The 21,050-nt window shown below is 59.9% G+C and carries 20 protein-coding genes; 12 read left to right on the plus strand and 8 right to left on the minus strand.

The window, feature by feature from the left end:
* A partial coding sequence (glpK, locus tag Q0O19_RS08320; protein ID WP_295521810.1) for a glycerol kinase GlpK occupies window positions 1-1,328 on the minus strand: 1,328 nt, incomplete at its 3' end.
* A gap of 67 nt (window positions 1,329-1,395) precedes the next feature.
* Between glpK and Q0O19_RS08325 the strand changes: the two genes are divergently transcribed.
* Window positions 1,396-2,991, plus strand: a complete 1,596-nt coding sequence (locus Q0O19_RS08325) for a glycerol-3-phosphate dehydrogenase/oxidase (RefSeq protein ID WP_295521813.1) — start codon at window positions 1,396-1,398, stop codon at window positions 2,989-2,991.
* On the opposite strand, the gene Q0O19_RS08330 is transcribed toward Q0O19_RS08325, so the two are convergent.
* A complete protein-coding gene (locus Q0O19_RS08330; RefSeq protein ID WP_295521815.1) occupies window positions 2,982-3,920 on the minus strand; it encodes a tripartite tricarboxylate transporter substrate binding protein in 939 nt (312 codons plus the stop codon). The genes Q0O19_RS08325 and Q0O19_RS08330 overlap by 10 nt on opposite strands.
* Window positions 3,921-4,105: 185 nt before the next feature.
* On the opposite strand from Q0O19_RS08330, the gene Q0O19_RS08335 reads away from it, so the two are divergent.
* From Q0O19_RS08335 to Q0O19_RS08375, 9 genes are all read left to right on the plus strand, one after another.
* Window positions 4,106-4,801, plus strand: a complete 696-nt coding sequence (locus tag Q0O19_RS08335; RefSeq protein ID WP_295521818.1) for a DUF3047 domain-containing protein — start codon at window positions 4,106-4,108, stop codon at window positions 4,799-4,801.
* A 139-nt stretch (window positions 4,802-4,940) separates the two neighbouring features.
* Entirely contained in the window at window positions 4,941-6,524 is a 1,584-nt protein-coding gene (locus Q0O19_RS08340) for an ABC transporter substrate-binding protein (protein ID WP_295521820.1), read from the plus strand.
* Window positions 6,524-7,504: an ABC transporter permease gene (locus tag Q0O19_RS08345; RefSeq protein ID WP_295521823.1), complete on the plus strand. Its 981-nt coding sequence runs from the start codon at window positions 6,524-6,526 to the stop codon at window positions 7,502-7,504. Before Q0O19_RS08340 ends, Q0O19_RS08345 begins: the two co-directional genes overlap by 1 nt.
* Before the next feature lie 2 nt (window positions 7,505-7,506).
* A complete protein-coding gene (locus Q0O19_RS08350; protein ID WP_295521826.1) occupies window positions 7,507-8,748 on the plus strand; it encodes a M20 aminoacylase family protein in 1,242 nt (413 codons plus the stop codon).
* A gap of 40 nt (window positions 8,749-8,788) precedes the next feature.
* Window positions 8,789-10,372, plus strand: coding sequence for an ABC transporter substrate-binding protein (locus Q0O19_RS08355; protein ID WP_295521830.1), 1,584 nt, complete (start codon window positions 8,789-8,791; stop codon window positions 10,370-10,372).
* Between the two features lie 3 nt (window positions 10,373-10,375).
* A complete protein-coding gene (locus Q0O19_RS08360; protein WP_295521832.1) occupies window positions 10,376-11,284 on the plus strand; it encodes an ABC transporter permease in 909 nt (302 codons plus the stop codon).
* The gene (locus Q0O19_RS08365) at window positions 11,281-12,249 is read left to right on the plus strand and encodes an ABC transporter ATP-binding protein (protein WP_295521835.1); all 969 of its coding nucleotides are present in this window, start codon (window positions 11,281-11,283) and stop codon (window positions 12,247-12,249) included. Before Q0O19_RS08360 ends, Q0O19_RS08365 begins: the two co-directional genes overlap by 4 nt.
* An 8-nt stretch (window positions 12,250-12,257) precedes the next feature.
* Window positions 12,258-13,253: an ABC transporter ATP-binding protein gene (locus tag Q0O19_RS08370; RefSeq protein WP_295521865.1), complete on the plus strand. Its 996-nt coding sequence runs from the start codon at window positions 12,258-12,260 to the stop codon at window positions 13,251-13,253.
* Between the two features lie 48 nt (window positions 13,254-13,301).
* Complete coding sequence (locus tag Q0O19_RS08375; protein ID WP_295521837.1) at window positions 13,302-13,670, plus strand: hypothetical protein; 369 nt, start codon at window positions 13,302-13,304, stop codon at window positions 13,668-13,670.
* A 187-nt stretch (window positions 13,671-13,857) separates the two neighbouring features.
* Here Q0O19_RS08375 and Q0O19_RS08380 read toward each other — a convergent pair whose 3' ends face one another.
* Complete coding sequence (locus Q0O19_RS08380; protein ID WP_295521840.1) at window positions 13,858-14,985, minus strand: porin; 1,128 nt, start codon at window positions 14,983-14,985, stop codon at window positions 13,858-13,860.
* 357 nt (window positions 14,986-15,342) lie between these two features.
* Here Q0O19_RS08380 and coq7 point away from each other — a divergent pair, with 357 nt between their 5' ends.
* Window positions 15,343-15,969 carry a 2-polyprenyl-3-methyl-6-methoxy-1,4-benzoquinone monooxygenase gene (gene coq7, locus Q0O19_RS08385; RefSeq protein WP_295521843.1) on the plus strand — a complete coding sequence of 209 codons (627 nt, stop codon included), beginning with the start codon at window positions 15,343-15,345 and terminating at the stop codon, window positions 15,967-15,969.
* Window positions 15,970-15,979: 10 nt separating this feature from the next.
* Here the strand turns inward: coq7 and Q0O19_RS08390 are convergent, their stop codons facing one another.
* From Q0O19_RS08390 to Q0O19_RS08405, 4 genes are all read right to left on the minus strand, one after another.
* Complete coding sequence (locus Q0O19_RS08390) at window positions 15,980-16,432, minus strand: OsmC family protein (RefSeq protein ID WP_295521847.1); 453 nt, start codon at window positions 16,430-16,432, stop codon at window positions 15,980-15,982.
* 50 nt (window positions 16,433-16,482) lie between these two features.
* Complete coding sequence (locus tag Q0O19_RS08395) at window positions 16,483-17,496, minus strand: MBL fold metallo-hydrolase (RefSeq protein WP_295521851.1); 1,014 nt, start codon at window positions 17,494-17,496, stop codon at window positions 16,483-16,485.
* Between the two features lie 73 nt (window positions 17,497-17,569).
* Window positions 17,570-18,199, minus strand: a complete 630-nt coding sequence (locus tag Q0O19_RS08400; RefSeq protein ID WP_295521854.1) for a TetR/AcrR family transcriptional regulator — start codon at window positions 18,197-18,199, stop codon at window positions 17,570-17,572.
* 18 nt (window positions 18,200-18,217) lie between these two features.
* Entirely contained in the window at window positions 18,218-18,802 is a 585-nt protein-coding gene (locus Q0O19_RS08405; RefSeq protein ID WP_295521857.1) for a 5-formyltetrahydrofolate cyclo-ligase, read from the minus strand.
* A 9-nt stretch (window positions 18,803-18,811) separates the two neighbouring features.
* On the opposite strand from Q0O19_RS08405, the gene Q0O19_RS08410 reads away from it, so the two are divergent.
* Window positions 18,812-20,800 (plus strand): lytic transglycosylase domain-containing protein, encoded by a 1,989-nt coding sequence (locus Q0O19_RS08410; RefSeq protein WP_295521860.1) that lies wholly within the window; start codon window positions 18,812-18,814, stop codon window positions 20,798-20,800.
* A gap of 4 nt (window positions 20,801-20,804) precedes the next feature.
* Here Q0O19_RS08410 and Q0O19_RS08415 read toward each other — a convergent pair.
* Window positions 20,805-21,050: polyhydroxyalkanoic acid system family protein (locus tag Q0O19_RS08415; protein ID WP_295521862.1), on the minus strand; the 246-nt coding region annotated here is incomplete at its 5' end.

Raw genomic sequence — 21,050 nt, forward strand, 5'->3', positions numbered from 1 at the left:
ACGGGCAAGCCCATCAGGTCCGCTTGCAGTTGCATGAGCAAGTTGTTGGCGCAGGCCCCCCCGTCCACGCGCAAGGCGCGCACTTGCAGTTGTGCCAACTGCCGTGCGTCTTGTTGCATGGCTTGCAGCAGCACCGTGCTTTGCAACGCGATGCTCTCGAGCGCGGCGCGGGCAACGTGTGCCACCGTGCTGCCACGCGTCAGGCCCTGGATGCTGCCGCGCGCGTGGGGCAGCCAATAGGGCGCGCCCAAGCCGGCAAAGGCGGGCACCAGCACCACGCCGTCGCTGCTGTGCACGCTGGCGGCCAGCGCTTCCACCTCGTGGCTGTGGGTGATGGCTTGGAGGCCATCGCGCAGCCATTGCACCACCGCACCGCCGATGAACACGCTGCCCTCGAGCGCGTAATGGATGGGGCCCTGCGCTTGTAACTTGGCCACACAGGTGGTGATCAGGCCACTGTCGCTGTGCAGCGCATCCGGCCCGGTGTGCATGAGCATGAAGCAGCCCGTGCCGTAGGTGTTTTTGACATCGCCCGCTTGCAAGCCCGCTTGGCCGAGCAGCGCCGATTGCTGGTCGCCCGCCACGCCGCCGATGGTGGGGCCATTCTTGCCCAGTGCGTCTGCGGGCCCCAGCAGGCCGTTTTGCACACAACCAAATTCAGACACCGAGGCTTGCACCTGGGGCAGGACCGCGCGGGGGATATCAAACAAGGCCAGCAGTTCGTCGTCCCACTGGCCTGTGTGGATGTTGAGCAGCAGGGTGCGGCTGGCGTTGCTGATGTCGGTGACGTGTCTTTGACCGCCCGTGAGTTGCCAAATCAACCAGGTGTCCACTGTGCCAAAAGCCAGCTCCCCCGCCTGGGCTTGTGCGCGTGCACCCGGAATGTGGTCCAGCAGCCAACGCAGTTTGGTGGCAGAAAAATAAGGGTCCAAGCGCAAACCGGTGCGTTGCTGAACCATCGGTTCGACGCCTTGGTCACGCCATTGCTGGCACAGCGTTTCGGTGCGGCGGTCTTGCCAGACGATGGCGTTGTGCAGCGGCAGTCCGGTGCGGCGGTTCCACAACACGGTGGTTTCGCGCTGGTTGGTGATGCCCACGCCGCGAATGTCGGATGGCCTGAGGCCGCATTGGGCCAGCACCTGTTGCGCCGTGTCGCGCTGGCTGTGCCAGATGGCCATGGGGTCGTGTTCGACCCAGCCCGGTTGCGGGAAAATTTGCGCAAATTCTTGCTGTGCGGTCCCTACGATGTGGCCGCGGTCGTCAAACACGATGGCTCTGGAGCTGGAGGTGCCTTGGTCGAGTGCCAGCAAATGAGTGGAGGGTGTCATCACAAGTTCCTAGGGGGCGCTAGACTGTTCACTAGCCACTATAAGGCCACTGAGTGTTGTACCTCCCATGACGATTCGACCTGAGCTTTCAGACTGGACCCCCGTCACATGCGATGTGCTGGTGATCGGTGGCGGTGCCACCGGCTTGGGTGTGGCGGTTCAGGCGGCGCTGGAGGGGCGCAGCGTGGTGCTGGTGGAGGCGCGTGATTTCGCCAGTGGCACCTCGTCACGCTCGACCAAGCTGCTGCATGGCGGGGTGCGTTATTTGGCGCAAGGGCGCATCCAGCTGGTGCGCGAGGCGCTGCGCGAGCGGGCGATTGTGCTTGGCTTGGCGCCGCATTTGGCGCAGCCCTTGCCCTTTGTGGTTCAGGAGCGGCGATGGGGGTTTTGGGCGTTGACCCTCATCGGCCTCAAGCTTTACCAATGGCTGGCCGGCCGACTGAGTTTGGGACCGACCCAAGCCCTGAGCTTGCAGGCTTTGAAAGGGTCAGGCCCGGTGCTGCCCGCAACGGTGGCTGGCGTGCGCTTTTGGGATGGCCAGTTTGAAGACGCCCGCTTGGCGCTGGCGCTGGCGCAAACCGCTCATGAGTCTGGGGCGCGTGTGCGCAACCATGTGCGGGTGGTGGGTTTGGTTCAGCATGGCCGTGGTTGGCAAGTCAGTTTGCAAGATGCCATGAGCGCTCAACTTGCGACGCTGCATGCCGACTGCGTGGTCAACGCCACCGGGGTGTGGGTGGACGCGATGCGGCAACTGGCCTTGCACAAAGAGACGCCTTCATCCGAAAGCCATGCGGCTGGCGAGCCCACAAAAATCGGGCATGGCCTGGTTAAACCCAGCCAAGGCGTGCACTGGGTGGTGGACCGGGCTTTGCTGCCCCTCCAAGAGGCGGTGCTGGTGCCGCGCACCTCAGACGGACGGGTGCTGTTTGCGGTGCCGTGGTTGGGGGCCACCGTGATTGGCACCACCGACACGCCGCGCGAGGACGCCCCGCTGGAGCCACGCCCCATGGCCGAAGAGTTGGCTTTTTTGTTGAACGAGACCGAGCAGGCTTTCGGTGTTCGCTTGCGGGCGCAAGATGTGAAAAGCGTCTGGGTGGGTTTGCGGCCCTTGGTGGCGACCAGCCCGTCAGGCGGGACGGCGAAAATGTCGCGCGAACACCTGATTGCCCGAGAAGCGTCAGGCTTTGTCACGGTGACCGGCGGCAAATGGACCACTTACCGCAACATGGCCCAAGAGGTGATGGCCGCCTTGGTGGACGCGGGGGATTTGCCTGCGCCCCAGCGCGATGCCCACACCGAGCGCCACATGCTGTTTGGCGCCCCCCCGCCCAGGACCCCGCCTGTGAGTTTGCGCGACGCCCCCGGCTTGCACCTTTTTGGCGCGCAAGCGGCCAAAGTGGCCGGTGCGCCAGGCGCAGACGAGAACCTGGGCCTGGGCTTGACGGCGGCCATGGTGCGTTACTCGGCGCAGTCGGAATGGGCCATCACGGTCGAAGACATGCTGGCGCGCCGCTGGCGGGTTTTGTTTTTGGATGCCCGCTTGGCCGCCCGCATGGCCCCACGCGTGGCCGAGTTGCTGCAGCAAGAAACGGGCATCGACCCGGCACTGCCCGCGTTTTTGGCCTTGTGCGCGCAATACCAGATGCCGCCGTCTCATTGCTGAGGGATGCCCGCCTTCTGGATGACGTCGCTCCAACGTTGGATGTCGGCGTCCAGCCATTGCGCCAGCTGTGCCGGCGTGCTGGCCTTGGCTTGCACGTTGAACCCCGCCAGCCGCTGCACCATCTCAGGTTCTGCCAACACCTTGGCCACGTCGGCGCTCAACCGGTCCACCACGGCTTTGGGCGTTTTGCCAGGCGCGGCCAACGCGTTCCAGGACGACACATCAAAGTTGCTCAGGCCCGGCAGTTCGCGCACCACGGGCACTTGGGGCAGGTCTTTGGGGCGGGACGCGCCCATGACCCCCAGCAGCCGAACGGCTTTGGCACTGATTTGGGGTTTCAGAGGACCCAAAATTTCCACGGCCGCATCGATTTGACCGCCGCGCAAGGCGTTGATGACGGCCGGCGTGCCGTTGTAAGGGATGATTTGAGCCACCAAGTTGGCCTGAGACCTGAACAACTCGCCTGCCAAGTGCTGGGTGCTGCCGATGTTGATGGTGCCGATGTTCAGTTGTCCGGGGTGGGCGCGGCCAAAGCTCACCCAATCGGCCAAGGTTTTGTGGGGTGAAGATTCCGGGACGACGATGGCGATGTCAAACAGGCCCAGCAGAGAAATCGGCGCAAAGTCGGTGCGCGGATTGAAGGGCAACGACTTGAACAGACCTGCACTCACGGCTGTGCCGTTGGACATGAGCAGCAGCGTGTGCCCATCGGGTGCCGATTTGGCCACCAATTCGCCCGCGACAATGCCGCCTGCGCCGGGTCGGTTGTCAACGACTACGGCTTGGCCCCAGTTTTCGGAGAGCTTTTGGGCCACCGCGCGGGCCGTCAAGTCGGCCACGCCCCCGGCGCCAAACGGCACCACGATGCGCAGGGCTTTGGATGGGAAAGTGACTTGTGCGTGTGCCCATGACATGGGCAGAGCGCACATGGTCAGGGATTGCAACAAAAGACGGCGATCACGCATAAAAGGGCTTCCAGAAGGGATGAATCACTAAATGGATCAAAATCAAAAAAATTGTTGGTTTGGTCAAATTGTCTTGCATCCTTACTGAAAGGTCATTCATGGTTTTCGCTGGGTCATGGGCAAGAGCCTGCTTGGGGAGCGTGGTTTCAGTGACTTTGGCAGGTTGCGCCGGTCTGGGCACGCCGCCAGCCCAAGTGGTCTCCATGCCAGCGCAAGGCACCTTGTTGTTCACCCCCCAAGACAAAGCGAAGTGGGAAGCCGTGGCCTTGCCGGGCAAATTGCGCACCGCATTCAAGCTTGAAAAGCAGGGCCAACGGCAAGTCTTGCAAGCCGATGCCCAATCGTCGGCCAGCATGTTGCGTCAGCGCTTGAATGTGCCTGCTGAACGGCTGGGGCGCTTGCAGTTTGAGTGGCAAGTGGAGAATCTGCTCGAGGGCGCCAACATGGCTGAGATCAACCAGGGGGACTCGCCTGTGCGTTTGATTTTGGCTTTTGAGGGCGATCGCAGCCGTTTTTCTGCCAAGAACGCCATGCTCAGCGACCTGACCGAGGCCATCACTGGGGAGCCCATGCCTTATGCCACCTTGATGTATGTTTGGTCCAACCACCAAGCGGTGGAATCGGTCATTGTCCACCCGCGCACTGACCGCGTGCGCAAATTGGTGGTGGAGTCTGGCCCTCAGCAAGTGAAGCAATGGCGGCAATACCGACGCAATCTGCGGGCAGATTTTGAGAGGGCTTACGGGGAAGCCCCGGGTGCCTTGGTGGCGATTGCCGTCATGACCGATTCGGACAACACCCGCAGCCAGGTGCGTGCTTGGTACGGCGACATCCGGCTGGATTGATTGCACCAGTCTTGTGCGCGACAGGCATTTCAGGGGATTTCCCTCTCCCTGAGACGGGCTTGAATGTTGCATAGTATTCTTCTTTGATTCTTAACCAGCGACTTGGGGTGACTTTATGAAAAAAGATCTGAATTTGTCCATGCGTACCACCGCTTTGGTGCTGTCCCTGACTGTGGCCGGTCTCATGGGCACTGCCGCGGTGCAGGCCAAGCCCTTCAAATGGACCAGCGCCAGCGACATTCCCACACTGGACATCCACTCGCAAAACAACGCTTTGGGCAATGGCGTGCATGCGGCCATTTTTGACTCTTTGGTCTACTACAACAGCCAAACCTTCAAAATCGAACCCAAGTTGGCCACATCTTGGCGGGAAATGTCGCCCACGCAATACCGCTTCAATTTGCGCAAAGGCGTCAAGTTCAGTGATGGCTCGGCCCTGACAGCCGACGACGTGGTGTTTTCTTTGGACCGCGCCCGTGCCAAAACATCCAACTTCAACGTGTATACCCAAGGTTTTAGCCGAATCGTCAAGGTCGATGCCAACACGGTGGACATCATCCTGAGCGGCCCCAATCCTGTGCTGCTCAACCAGCTGACCGAGTTGCGCATCATGAGCAAGGCCTGGTCCGAGAAAAACAAATCGATGGAGCCCAAAGACATCAAGACCAAGGACGAAAACTTTGCCCACCGCAACGCCATGGGCAGCGGCGCTTTCATGGTCAAAGAGTGGCAGCCCGACCAAAAACTGGTGCTGGTGAAAAACCCCAACTGGTGGGGCTGGTCCGATGCCGCCACCAACGTGACCGAGGTGATTTACACCCCGATCAAAAACGAGGCCACCCGTGCAGCCGCCTTGTTGTCGGGCGAGATCGACTTTGTGCTTGACCCCAGCCCACAAGACTTGGGCCGCATGCGCAGCAATGCCAACTTGAAAGTGGTGGACGGCATTGAAAACCGCACCATCTTTTTAGGCATGGACCAGCACCGTGATGAACTGCCTGGCTCCAGCGTCAAGGGCAAAAACCCCCTGAAAGACGTCAAGGTGCGCAAAGCGTTGTACCAGGCGATTGACATGGAAACCATTCACCGTGTGACCATGCGCGGCTTGTCGCAAAACACGGGTGCTTTGGTGGCCCCGCAGGTCAACGGCTGGACCAAGGCAGTGGACACCCGATTCCCGTATTCCCAAGATGCGTCCAAAAAACTGTTGGCCGAAGCCGGTTACCCGCAAGGCTTTGAGGTGGACTTTGCTTGCCCCAACAACCGCTACATCAATGACGAAGAGATCTGCCAGGCCATCACCGCCATGTGGGCCAAAGTGGGCGTGAAAGCCCGCTTGCGCACCCTGCCTTTGGTCACTTACTTTCCCATGATTCAGCGCTACGAAGCCAGCATCTACATGCTGGGTTGGGGCGTTCCTACGTTTGACGGCTTGTACAGCCTGCAGTCCCTGACGAGGTCCGTCGGCACCGGCGGTGACGGCAATTACAACGTGGGCCGCTACAGCAACACCCGCATGGACTATATCGTGGACCGTGTCAAAACCGAAACCGATTTGCCGGTGCGTAACCGTTTGCTGACCGAAGGTCTGCAGCTGCAAAACGACACCGTGGCGCACATTCCGCTGCACAACCAGGTGATCCCCTGGGCCATGAAGAAAAACATCGACTTGGTGCACCGCCCTGATAACCGCCTCGACTGGACGCTGATCAAGGTCAATTGATGTTCGCTTTCATCTTGCAGCGGCTGATCCAGGCCGTGGTCGTCATGGTCACGGTCGCCTTCATCGCGTTTTTGCTCTTTCAGTATGTGGGTGACCCGGTGGTGTTCTTGTTGGGCCAAGACGCCACACCGGAACAAATCCGGGAATTGCGCGAGGGGCTGGGTCTGGACCAGCCCTTCTTTGTGCAGTTTTGGCACTTTTTGTTGAACGCGGTGCAAGGTGAATTTGGCTTGAGCCTGCGCCAAGGCGCCAAGGTGTCACGCCTGATCGCCGAACGCCTGCCCGCCACGCTCGAGTTGGCACTGGTGGCGGCTACGCTGGCCTTGGTCATTGGCATTCCCATGGGGGTGTATGCGGCCTTGCGCCGGGGCACTTGGGCCAGCCAACTCATCATGACGGTCTCGCTGCTGGGCGTCTCTTTGCCCACCTTCTTGATCGGCATTTTGCTGATTTTGGTGTTTGCCGTCATGCTCGGCTGGTTTCCCAGTTTTGGCCGGGGCGAGGTGGTGCAAATGGGCTGGTGGTCCAGTGGTTTGATGACCACCAAGGGCTGGCATCACATCATGCTGCCGGCCGTGACGCTCGCGATTTTCCAGCTCACGCTCATCATGCGCTTGGTGCGGGCCGAGATGCTGGAGGTGCTGCGCACCGATTACATCAAGTTCGCCCGTGCGCGGGGTTTGTCCAACCGCACCATCCACTTTGGTCACGCGCTCAAAAACACCTTGGTGCCGGTGCTCACCATCACAGGATTGCAGTTGGGCGGCTTGATCGCTTTTGCCATCATCACCGAGACGGTGTTCCAGTGGCCGGGGATGGGCTTGTTGTTCATCCAGGCGGTGACGTTTGCCGACATCCCGGTGATGGCCGCCTATTTGTGCCTGATCGCCTTGATCTTTGTGGCCATCAACCTGATTGTGGATTTGCTTTATTTTGTGGTCGACCCCCGCCTGCGCGTGGGCAAACCCGGGGGGCATTGAGCATGGGCGCTTCCTTGCAATCGGTGTTGGGGCGAGGCGCAGCGTTTGCGCGCATTGCCCAGTTTCATCCTGAGCTCACGGCTTTTCGGCGCGACCTGCACGCCCACCCCGAGCTGGGTTTTGAAGAGGTCTACACTTCCGGCCGCGTGGCCGAAATGCTCAAGCTGTGTGGCGTGGACAGCATCCACACCGGCATCGGCAAAACCGGCGTGGTGGCTTTGGTGCACGGCCAAGGCCGCTCGGCCAGCAACCTCGGCCGAATGATTGGCCTGCGTGCCGACATGGACGCGCTGCCGCTGACCGAGTTCAACGAATGCACCTGGAAATCGTCCAAACCCGGCCTGATGCATGGCTGTGGCCACGACGGCCACACCGCCATGCTGATGGGCGCCTCCCGTTACCTGGCCGAAACCCGGCGCTTTGACGGCACCGCCGTGTTGATCTTCCAACCGGGCGAAGAAGGCTATGCAGGTGCCCGGGCCATGATGCAAGACGGCTTGTTCGAGCGCTTTCCCTGCGAGCAGGTCTATGCCCAGCACAACTCGCCCGAAACGCCTTTGGGCGTGATCGGCATCACCCCCGGCCCCATGCAGGCGGCGGTGGACCGGATCGAGATCTTCATTCGCGGCAAAGGGGGGCATGGTGCCCGCCCGCACCAAGGCGTGGACCCGGTGCTGGTGGCCGGACACATCATCACCGCGGCGCAAAGCGTGGTCGCGCGCAACCTGTCGGCCTTTGACCAAGCGGTGGTCAGCATTTGCTCGATGCAAGGCGGTCACCCGGGCGCCATGAGCGTGATTCCGGGCGAGGTCACTTTGGTCGGCACCGTGCGCACCTACAGCGAGAGCGTGCAAGACCTGATCGAAGACCGACTGCGGTCTTTGTGCAGCGGCATTGCCCAAGGTTTTGGCGCATCAGCCGACTTGACTTACGAGCGCGTGTACCCCGCCACCGTGAACACCGTGCCCGAAGCGCAGTTTGCCTGCGACGTGGCGGCTAAGCTGGTGGGCGAGGACAAGGTTTGGCGCAACATGCTGCCCAGCATGGGCGGCGAGGACTTTTCTTTCATGCTGCAGGCCATTCCCGGTGCCTACATCCGGATTGGTCAAGGTCTGCCACATGGTCCCGGCCCGCACCCATTGCACAACAGCAGGTACGACTTCAACGACGAAATCTTGCCTTTGGGCGCGGCGCTGTACGCCAGTTTGGTGGAGCAGGCCTTGCCTGTCGGCTCATCGGTTTGATCCTTCAAACACTTCTCACTTTCAACCTCAGGAGTATTTCATGCGCACTTCCAAACTTTCCCGTTCCTTGATGGCCGGGGCCTTGGTCTCGGCCATGTCGCTGGGCGTGGCCAATGCCGCCACCGTGCGTATTGCCAACCAAGGCGATGCCTTGTCAATGGACCCTCACTCGCTCAATGAGTCGTTGCAGCTGAGCGTGACCAGTAACGTCTATGAATCGTTGGTGGGTGTCAGCAAGGACCTGAAGTTTGAACCCGGTCTGGCTTCTTCGTGGAAGCAAACATCGCCCACCGTGTGGCGCTTCGAGTTGCGCAAGAACGTGCGCTTCCATGATGACACGCCGTTCACAGCCGATGACGTGGTGTTCTCGATCAACCGTGCTGCAGGCGAAGGCTCCGACATGCGCAGCAACACCAACGACATCAAGGAAGTGCGCAAGGTAGACAGCCACACCATCGAGATCGAAACAAAAGCCCCGTTTCCGATCCTGCCCAACGTGTTGTCCACGGTATTGATCATGAGCAAGAAATGGTGTGAGGACAACCAGGCCACTAAACCGGTTGATCGCCGCAAGGGCATTGAAAATGCGGCTTCCTTCCGCGCCAATGGCACAGGCCCCTACCGCCTGCGTGAGCGCCAGCCCAATATCCGCACCACCTTTGTACGCAACGGCAACTACTGGGGCAAGATCGAAGGCAATGTGGACGAGGTCATTTTCTCTGTGATCGCCAACGACCCGACACGCGTCGCGGCTTTGCTGTCCGGTGAGATCGACATCATGGAACCTGTGCCTGTGCAAGACGTGCCGCGCATCAATGCAGGCGCCAACACCCGCGCCTTGGTGGCCCCTGAACTGCGCACCATCTTTTTGGGCATGGACCAAAAACGTGACGAACTGCTGTACTCCAGCGTGAAGGGCAAGAACCCCTTCAAGGACAAGCGTGTGCGCCAGGCCTTCTACCAGGCCATCGACATTGAGGGCATCAAACGCACCGTGATGCGCGGCGCTTCCAACCCGAGCGCCTTGATGGTTGGTCCTGGCATCAATGGTTACAGCCAAGAACTGAACAAACGCTTGCCCTTTGACCCCGAGGCCTCCAAAAAGTTGCTGGCCGAAGCAGGTTACCCCACTGGTTTTACTGTGGACATGAATTGCCCGAACGACCGTTATGTGAACGACGGCCAGATCTGCGAAGCCGTGGCCGCCAACTTGGCGCGTGTAGGCGTCAAGATCAACTTGAAGGCAGAGACCAAGGGCACCTATTTCCCGAAAATTTTGCGCCGCGACACCAGCTTCTACTTGCTGGGCTGGACACCGAGCACCTACGACGCGCACAACGCCCTGAACGCTTTGATGCGCTGTGTGGATGACAAGGGCACAGGCCAATTCAACCTGGGTGCTTATTGCAACCCCAAGGTGGATGAGTTGACGGTCAAAATCCAAAGTGAAACCGATCAGCCCAAGCGCAATGCCATGATCAAAGAAGTGTTTGAGCTGCACAACGCCGACATCGGCCACTTGCCTTTGCACCAACAGGCACTGGCCTGGGGCACCAGCAAAAAGGTCACACTGGTGCAACGGGGTGACAACTACATGCCGTTCAAGTCCATCTCCATCAAGTAATCCATGAATGCACTGAAACGCTGGCTGAACAGCGACGTCGGTTACAGCTTCCGCCAGTCGCCGACGGCGATGGTGGCTGCTGCCATCGCCTTCGTGTGTCTTTTTTGTTCGGTCTTTGCCGGATGGGTGGCGCCCACCAACCCCTTTGACCTGGCCACGCTCGAGCTGAGCGACGCCCGCTTGCCCCCGTCGTGGATGGAGGGTGGCACCACCAAGTTCTTGCTGGGCACGGACGATCAGGGGCGCGACATTTTGTCGGCCTTGATTTACGGCTCGCGCATCTCCTTGGTGGTGGGTTTGGCCTCGGTGTTCTTGTCGGTGGCCGTTGGTGTGGGCTTGGGCTTGCTGGCGGGTTTCAAAGGCGGTTGGCTCGACGCACTCTTGATGCGCTTGTGCGATGTGATGCTCTCCTTTCCGGCGATTTTGGTGGCGCTTTTGATTGCAGGGGTGGGGCGTGCTTTGTTCCCGAATGCGCACGAATCGCTGGCCTTTGGTGTGTTGATCATCTCGATTTCGCTCACAGGTTGGGTGCAATACGCCCGCACCGTGCGCGGCACGACCTTGGTCGAGCGCAACAAGGAGTACGTGCAGGCCGCGCGCGTCACGGGCGTGGCGCCCTCGCGCATCATGTTCAAACATGTGCTGCCCAATGTGATGGGCCCGGTCATGGTGTTGGCCACCATCCAGGTGGCCACGGCCATCATCACCGAAGCCACCTTGTCGTTTTTGGGCGTGGGCGCACCGCCCACCTCGCCCTCTTTGGGCACGCTCATCCGCGTGGGCAATGATTATTTGTTCTCGGGTGAATGGTGGATCACCATCTTTCCCGGGCTGATGCTGGTGCTGATCGCCTTGTCGGTCAACTTGCTGGGTGACTGGTTGCGCGACGCGCTGAATCCGAGATTGCGATGAGCCTTTTACAAGTCAAAAACCTGGTGGTGGAATTCCCCAGCCGCCATGGGACGCTGCGTGCGCTGGACGATATTTCATTCGACATCGCACCCGGTGAAATTTTGGGTGTGGTGGGCGAATCAGGCGCGGGCAAGTCTCTCACGGGTGCCGCCATCATTGGCCTTTTGGAGCCGCCGGGCCGTGTGGCCAATGGGCAAATTTTGCTGGAAGGCCAGCGCATTGACCACCTCAACGCCGACCAGATGCGCCACATCCGGGGCCGCAAAATCGGTGCGATTTTTCAAGACCCTCTGACCTCGCTCAACCCGCTGTACTCCATCGGCAGGCAACTGACCGAAACCATTTTGGCCCACCTGCCAGTGACGCCCCAGGAGGCCCGGCAACGCGCCATCGATTTGCTGAAAGACACGGGCATTTCGGCAGCTGAAGAGCGCATTGACCACTATCCGCACCAGTTTTCAGGTGGCATGCGTCAACGCGTGGTGATCGCTTTGGCTTTGGCCGCGGAGCCGCAACTGATTGTGGCCGACGAGCCGACCACCGCGCTCGATGTGTCGATTCAGGCGCAGATCATCAGTTTGCTCAAAAAAGTCTGCAAAGACCGGGGCGCTGCCGTCATGTTGATCACGCACGACATGGGCGTGATCGCCGAGACCTGTGACCGCGTGGCCGTGTTGTATGCCGGGCGTGTGGCTGAAATCGGCCCGGTGCACCAGGTCATCAACCACCCGGCCCACCCTTACACCGCAGGCCTGATGGCCTCCATCCCCGACATGGACAGTGACCGCGAACGCCTGAACCAAATTGACGGGGCCATGCCGCGCCTGAATGCCATTCCGAAAGGCTGCGCCTTCAACCCACGTTGCCCCAAAGCCTTTGACCGCTGCCGCCAAGAGCGCCCCGATTTGGTCCAAGCCGGGGCCAACCTGGCCGCCTGCTGGCTGCACGAAGGGAACGCGGCATGAGCGAGAACATGAACAACGCCAAACCGCAGCCCCTGGTCGTCGCGCATGATCTGGCCAAGACCTTTGATGTCTCTGCCCCCTGGCTCAACCGCGTCATCGAGCGCAAACCCCGCCAGATGCTCAATGCCGTGGATGGCGTTAGTTTTGAGATCGAACGCGGCAAAACCTTGGCCCTGGTGGGCGAGTCCGGCTGCGGCAAAAGCACCGTCGCCCGCTTGCTGGTGGGTTTGTACGAGCCCACTCGCGGCGGCTTGACCTTTGACGGGCAAGACGCGCACGCGGCCTTCAAGTCGTCCGATGCCAAGGCCATGCGCCAGCGCATCCAAATGATTTTCCAAGACCCCTACGCCAGCCTGAACCCGCGCTGGACGGTGGACAACATCATCGGCGAGCCGCTCCAAGAGCACGACCTGATCAGCGACGCCGAAGAGCTCAAGGCCCGCGTGGCCGAATTGCTGCAGTCGGTGGGCTTGTCGCCGCTGGACATGGTCAAGTACCCACACCAGTTCTCAGGCGGCCAACGCCAACGCATCTCGATCGCCCGGGCCCTGGCCACGGCGCCGGAGTTTTTGGTGTGCGACGAGCCGACCTCGGCACTCGATGTGAGCGTGCAAGCGCAGGTGCTCAACATCATGAAAGACCTGCAGCGCGAGCGGGGCCTGACGTATTTGTTCATCAGCCACAATCTGGCGGTGGTGCGCCATGTGAGCGACCAAGTGGGCGTGATGTATTTGGGCCGCCTGGTGGAGCTCGCCGACAAGCACACGCTCTTTGCCAACCCGCAGCACCCTTACACCCAGATGCTGCTGGACGCGATTCCCAAAATGCACGATACGGGCCGCGCCCGCACGCCTGTGCAAGGCGAAGTGCCCAACCCGCTGAACCCGCCCACGGGCTGCACCTTCCATCCCCGCTGCCCCAAAGCCACCGACATCTGCCGCGCCGAACGACCGGCGCTGCGCGATTTCCATGGCATCAAGATCGCTTGTCATGCGGTGGTGTGAGCTGACGGAACTTTTAAAGATTGAAATATTGATCATTGTTTTGAATATTTGCCCCAAGCTTTACAAGGTGAGGACACCCAAACCCTTCAAAAACTGGTCATGTTGGGTGGCTCCCCGCAGGGGGCCAGGCCCAAGGTTTTGGTGTTCTACGATCCGGTGACGTCTCGCATCAGCACGACACCCATGCCATCCGGTTTGGGCTGGTTGGTCAAGTTTCAGGCTGTGGTCCAGCGCAGCCATATGATGCAATTGGCTCAGACTGGCGGGCTGGATGTGCGTTGGGCCGGACAACGGCTGGATGGCATGCTGAGCGCATTGGATCGGTGGGCTGATTTGATTGGTGGATTCGACATTCGGCGGCCCACAGCGCAAGCCATGTTGCAGGCGGTACAGACTCAACGGTCGCTTTTGTCTTGATGGCTTCAACAGGAAGCTTTTCATGGTGGACGCCGCGTGGGACTTTTGCGTTGGCAGTCACATTGACACCTGACAGGCTCATTTTTCCAACGGTCGTTTTAGCGGCTCGGAACAAAAAACCCCACCGTGTTACCACGGTGGGGTTTTTTTCTTATAACTATCAGCTGGCTCTTACGCCAGCGTCAAATTAGAAAGCGTGGCGCAGGCCCAAGTAGAACTGACCAGCATCTGTACCAGCAGCGTTGGCAGGTGTACCGTTCAAAGCTGTTTGGGTGTAAAGAGCGTAAGCAGCGGCTGCTTTGTTGTCCAACTTGGCGTAGCTCACGCCCAAGCTTGTGCGCTTGGAGAAAGCGTAGTCATAACCAACCGACACCAAGGTTGCGCCCGAATTGGCAGTGGTCACGCCAGCCACTTTCACGTCGTCAGCTTTGGTGTAAGTGAACAAGATGGTGCCAGAACCCATAGGCACTGTGACTGGGATGGATGTCACGTTGCGCTTGGTGCCAGTGAATGCCGACACGCCAGCTGCTGCTGCGCGCAGTTCAGACTGGTCATACGTCAAACCAACGGTTGCAACACCCAGGTTGTAGTTGGCCATGAATGTAGAAGCACGTTGACCTGTACGAGCTGCAGTAGCTGTTTGGTCTTCGCCTTTGGCTTGCCATGTGGAAGCGCCAAGAGTCAAAGGACCATTAACGTACACAGCTTGAATGTGTGAAGCATTGCCGCCGCTGGTTGTACCAACAACGCCCTCAGAACCAGACTGCGCAAAGCTGTAAGTGCCTTGCAAAGTCAAGCCGCTCATTGTAGGAGCAGTGTAGCGAACAACGTTGGTTGAACGGCTGGCGTTGGCAATGGCTTGACCGCCGCCAGAGCCGTTAACGAAACCCAAGATGCCGCAGCTGGAAGCTTGCAATGCTGTAGCGCGAACGCCGTGGCTGTCAGAGCCCATGCAGTAGTGGGTATCCAGCTTGCCCATTTGGACGTTACCGAAACCGCCAGACACGCCAACGAATGTGTTGCCGCCAGCCAATGGGCTAGAAGTAGGAGCAGCACCGTTGTCGTCCATGCGGTAACGTGTGTCCACTTGGAAGTTGGCTTTCAAGCCACCGCCCAGGTCTTCAGAACCGCTCAGAATGAAGCGCGAAGAACCGTCAGCCAAACCAGAGGCTGAACCGTTGTTGGTTGCAGTTGTCGAGCCAGAGTATTTCGTCTGTGCAACACCAGCTTTGACGTTACCAGACAATGTCACGGTCGATTGTGCGAAAGAAGCGGTAGCTGCCAATGTAGCCAGAGCAATCAGAGTTTTTTTCATTGCAAATTTCTCCAAAGTTTAAAAAAGAGCCTCGAATCCAACAAGTGAAAATCACCTGTCTGAACGCTCAGCCAACCTCCAAATTCGGAAGGTTGAGCTATTGCACCAGAGCAAGAGGGCTTTTCCAAGAAATTCCACGAATAAAGGTCTTTTTCGTTGCACGGACGCAACAAACCAAGCCCCTGCTGACCGAACAACCTCTTTTTTTCGAATTTTCATCAATCAATTCAACAATTTACGAGATTTTTAGAAAGCATTGCTTGAATAAATATCTGCTGAAGATTGAGCGTATTGCTTCACGGCTGAGACCCCTTGTGGCCCGCTCCATTAAAGTCATCACCTCTTTGAAGGCTTTCCATGTCCACCCACGCTTTGATTTTGGCCGCCGACAGCGCTTTGCGCACCTTATTTGCCGAGCCCCGGGCCAGCCGCCCTACACCTGTGGCCCCAACTGCGGAACTTGAGTTAACGGAGTCAGAGCGGCGCGAAGCCGCAGCCTTGATGCGCGTGAACCATGTGGGCGAGGTGTGCGCTCAAGCGCTTTACACCGGTCAGGCTTTGGCGTGCACCAATCCGGCACTGCGCGCCCAACTGGCCGAAGCCAGCCGCGAAGAGACCGACCACCTGGCTTGGACGCAGGAACGCCTGAACGAACTGAAGGGCCGCCCCTCGCTGCTCAACCCGCTATGGTACGCGGGGGCCTTTGCCATTGGTTATGCCGCGGGCAAGCTGGGCGGCGATAAGGTGAGCTTGGGGTTTGTGGTGGAAACCGAGCGCCAAGTCGAGGCCCACCTGCAAAGCCACATGGATTTGTTGCCTGCGGCAGACAACACTTCTCGCGCCATCGTGGCGCAGATGAAAGCCGATGAAATCGCCCATGCCCAGATGGCCATGAAAGCCGGGGCTGTGGAGCTGCCAGGCCCCGTCAAGTCGGTGATGCAACTGGCGGCCAAAGTCATGACGACGGTGGCGCACCGGATTTGATCTCTCCCCATTAGCCCGCTTCCACCACCTCAAAACTGGTGGTGATTTCGGCGCTTTTGCCCAGCATGATGCTGGCCGAGCAGTATTTGTCGTGGCTCATGGCAATGGCCCGCTCCACCGCACTGGCAGGCACCCCTTTGGCAGTGACTGTGAAGTGCATGTTGATCTTGGTGAAGACTTTGGGATCCACTTCGGCGCGTTCGCTCATGAGCTTGACGCTGCAGCTGCGCACATCGTGCCGTCCGCGCTTCAAAATCAGCACCACGTCGTAAGCCGTGCACCCGCCTGTGCCCGCCAAAAGCATTTCCATCGGGCGTGGGGCCAGGTTTTGGCCCCCGTTTTCAGGTTTGACGGCATCCGGGGCGCCGTCCATGGCGACCATGTGGCCCGAGCCGGTTTCGGCCAAAAAGCCCATGCCCGAGCGGGTCCCGGCTGCGCCGGTCCAGGTCACTGTGCATTCCATAGCGTATGTCCTTGGGTGAGTTCAGTGTATTTTGAGCATGGGCGGCCCGTTCAGCTTTGCAGGGCTTTCCACATCTCCATGTCGCGCTCGGCGGTCCAGATGCGCGGGTTTTTGATGCCGCTGGCCTCGTCGTAGGCACGGGTCACGTCAAACGGCAGGCAGTGCTCGTAAATGAACACATGGCCAAAGATCGGGTCCATGCTTTGGCGGGTGTGGGCCATGGCGGCTTTGAGGTCCATCTTGGCGGCCACAGCTTCTTTGCCGGCCTGGAACAAGGTGGTGACCCAACGCTGGGTGTAATCGAGCGCCCTGTTCACGTTGGCGTTGCCCTTCATGGCTTCGCCGCGGCCGGGCACGATGAACTCGGCTTTCAGGTCGCGCAGGGCTTCCAGCGTGGCGGGCCACTCTTCGAGTTGCGCATCGCCCGTGTACACACCGGCTTCGTACTCGACCAAGTCGCCCGAGAACAGCACTTTTTCTTCTTCCACCCAAGCGATGGTGTCACCGCGGGTGTGGCCTGGGCCCGGGTGCCAGATCTGCACCACGACGCCGCCCAAGTTGATGCTGAGTTTGCCGGGCACTTCGCTCTTTGTGGGGTCGCCGCCGCCCACCACCATGGTGGGCCAGGTCAGGCCGGGCACGCTGTCAGCGCCACGGAACAGGCGCGGGAAGCGCTCCATCTCGCTTTTCATGTCTTGTGCGCCACGCTCTTTGATCAGGCCCAACGTGCCTTCGCTGGCGATGATCTCGGTCGCGCCTTCTGCGGCGTAGGCGTATGCACCCAGCACGCGCACCGCATGGTAGTGGGTCAGCAACACGTATTTGATGGGCAGGTCGCTGACCGTGCGGATCTTCTGGATGAGGTCTTGGGCCATGGCAGGCGTGGCCGTGGCGTCGCTGACCATGATGAAACGGTCACCGATGATCACGCCCGAATTCGGGTCACCCTCGGCGGTGTAGGCCCAGCAGTGGGGGCTGAGCTGTTCGAAAGTGATCTTCTTTTCGCTCAGATCGGCCTGGCTGGCGAAAGCTTTGTTGGGGGCTTTGGTGGGGGCTTTGGTCATTGAAATGTCTCCGGTCAACGAATAAACAATTTTACCTAAACGAAATGCGTTACGGATGGGTAAATCCCAGGGCTCATCCCAAGCCCTTGTCCAGCATGCCAATGACCTCGTCGGCGAACGCCGCGTAACTGATCGGCCCGCCCGGGCGCAACCAGGTGAAAGTCCAGTTGATCATGCCCAGCAGCATCATGGTCAAGGCGGTCTGGTTGGTGGCGGTCAGGCGCTCGGGGTAGGCCCGCTTCATGAACCGGGTCATGGCGGCCACGATGTCACGCTGACGGTTCAAGATCAGCTCGCGCGGCGACACAGGGGCACCGGGCAAGGTCGGGTCAGGTTCATCGCTCAAAAACTGGGTGTCGTTCAGCAGCGCCGCGTGTCGGGTGGCCGAGGTTTCGTACTCTTGCAAAAAAGCCCGCACCAACTCATGCAGGGTGGCGCGCTCGTTCAGGTCTTTGCGCTGTGCGGTGGCTTCGGTTTGCGCAATCACCCCGAGCAAGCGCTGGGTGTGGCGGTCGAGCAGGTCAAACAAAATCGCCTCTTTGCTCTCGTAATAGTGGTACAGCCGCGCCTTGGACGTGCCACACGCCGTGGCGATTTCGTTCATGCTGGCGGCGGGGTAGCTGCGCTGGGCAAAACACTGGGCCGCGATGTCAAGGATCGCGTCGCGCTTGATGTCGTGGGTGGCTGATTTGGGACGGGCCATGGCGTTTCGGGCGCGGCCTCAAACCGGCCAAACCACCCCGTTGTCGTTCAGGATGGCATCCAGCGGCTCGTCGTGGTCTTCGGGCTCGAGGTCGTCCACAAAGCCTTGCGTGAAGCCCAGCCCCACGGTGAAGGGCTTGGGCTGCAAAGTGGCCAGTGTGCGGTCGTAAAAACCACCGCCGTAGCCCAAGCGGTAGCCCCCTGTGCCATAGCCCACACAAGGCACAAACAGCAAGGTGGGCACGATGATTTCGGTGTCTTTGGGTTTGGGGATGCCGTAGGCGTCTTCTTCCATCGCGCAGCCGGGGTACCAGGTGTGGAAAGTCAGGGTTTTGTGCAACTTGTTGACCACGGGCAAACCAATTTGGCGGCGCTGCGGCTCGCCATGGAGCTCGCCGTCCTCTTTCCATCGGTGCAACACGGGCAAAGGATCAAACTCGCCCTTGATGGGCCAATAAGCGCCAATGACGGTCTCCGGGCGGTCAAACAGCCAGATGCGCAGGATGCGCTGCAAGGCTTCCGCCCGTGCCAGACGGTCAGGCAGGTTCAACCTTTCTTCCACCAAGGCCTTTCGCAAGGCTCTTTTCACTTCCGCTTTGTCCATAATCGACCCATGAAATTCACTCAGATTCTGACACTGCTTTGTGCCATGGCCACGACAGGCTTGTGGAGCCCTGATGCCCGCGCCCAAGTTCAAGCCCCCAACAAGGGGGACGAGGTCATCCTGGAGATGGGCCAGGCGTTTAAAAAAGGGGACAAAAACCGGCTGTCTGCCCTGTTGCCCCAAACCCGGGGCCATGTGTTGGAGCCCTTGGCGGCCTATTGGGAAATGCGCGCTCGGCTGGAAAACGCCCCCGAATCGGAAATTCGCGGCTTTTTGAACACTTACGCAGGAAGTTACTACGAGGACCGCTTGCGCAACGACTGGCTTTTGCAACTGGGCAAACGCCGAGATTGGGCAGGCTTTACTGCCGAATACCCCCGCTACCGCATGCGCGATGACCGCGAATTGCGGTGTTACGCCTTGGCGACCGAGGCCATGAACAGCAAAGCCGATGTCGCTGAAGAAGCCAAACGCCTGTGGTACAGCCTGCGTGAAGCCGACGACGGCTGCACCTATGTGGTCGACCACTTGCACTCGGGCAAACAAATCAATGGCCTGGATTTGTGGCGCAAAGCCCGCATCGCCATGGACGCGAACCGCCCCCGCGCAGCGCAAGCTGCGGTCGACATCGAAGCCCCACGCTTGTCCGAGCAAGTGGCCCTGATCTATGCCGACCCGGAGCGGTATCTGGACAAGCGCATCATCGCCATCACCAAAAGTCGCAAAGAGCTGGCCGTACTGGCGCTGATCCGCTTGGCGGCCAAAGACCCGGATCAGGCTGCCCAACTGCTGGAAAAACGTTGGTCGATTCAGCTGAGCCCCGAAGAACGCAACTGGACTTGGGCTGTGATTGGCAAACAAGCGGCCCAAAAACTGCAAGTCAACGCCAGCGGCTACTTTGCCAAGGTGCAAAAAGACAGCGACTTGAACGACGATTTGCTGATCTGGAAAGTGCGCGCCTCCTTACGCCAAAACCAATGGCGACAAGTGCTGACCGCCACACAGGCCATGGGCCCCGAATCGCAAAAAGACCCGGCTTGGGTCTACTGGCGCGCCCGTGCGCTGATGGCCACCGCACAAGACAACCAGCAAAAGCAAGAGGCGCAAGGCTTGCTGCGCAACATCGCCAGTGTTCGGGGCTTTTACGAACAGCTGGCCTTGGAAGATTTGGGCCAAGCCATCACCGCCCCCGAACGCCCAGCGGCCCTGACCCCGCAAGAAAAAGCCACCGCCCAGATCAACCCTGGCTTGCAACGTGCCCTGTATGCCATCGCCATCGGCCTGCGGCCTGAAGGCAACCGCGAGTGGAACTACAGCACCAACTTGCACACGCCTGGCGGCATGAACGACCGCGACCTGCTGGCCGCTGCCGACTTGGCCTGCCAACGCCAGGTGTGGGACCGCTGCATCAACACCAGCGACCGGACCAAAGAGGCGATTGATTTTGACCAACGCTTTCCGATGCCGCTGCGCGAGATCGTGGTGCGCCGCGCGAACGACATCCGCTTGGACCCGGCTTATGTGTACGGCCTGATCCGCCAGGAAAGCCGTTTCATCATGGACGCCCGCTCGCATGTGGGGGCATCCGGCCTGATGCAGGTGATGCCGGCCACCGCCAAATGGACCGCCAAAAAGATAGGCCTCACCAACTTCACCCCCGAGCAGATCAACGACCGCGAGGTGAATGTGGCCATTGGCACGGGTTACCTGAAACTGGTCTTGGACGACTTTGAAGGCTCCATGCCCATGGCCACCGCCGCCTACAACGCCGGGCCCAGCCGCCCGCGCAACTGGCGCAACGGCCCGGTGCTCGAAGCCGCAATCTGGGCCGAAAACATCCCGTTTCAGGAAACACGCGATTACGTGAAAAAAGTGCTGTCCAACACCACCAATTACGCGGCCATCTTGACGCGTCAGCCGCAGTCGCTCAAAGCGCGCTTGGGCACGATTGGGCCACGCAACTCGCCCATGACCGAGGTGAACAAAGATTTGCCTTGAGGCTTCAGGCGACAGGGCCTAGGAGTGCATCCAAATTGGCCTGGATTTTTTCTTCGATCTTGCGGCTGTAGGCGCCCAGCAAAAAACCCAGCTTGATCTGAAGGTCAAAGCGGGTCTCACTCACCGTCAATTCACCGCTGACCCCACTGCGCTCAAAGTGCATGCGGTCCACCAGCTCACCGGGCACGGACGAGCACGCCATGCCCCAGTCTTGTTCGGCCTGCTCGCGCCAGCGCTGGGCCACCAAGCG

The organism is Limnohabitans sp. Rim8 (assembly GCF_945869175.1).
GTDB lineage: Bacteria > Pseudomonadota > Gammaproteobacteria > Burkholderiales > Burkholderiaceae_C > Limnohabitans_A.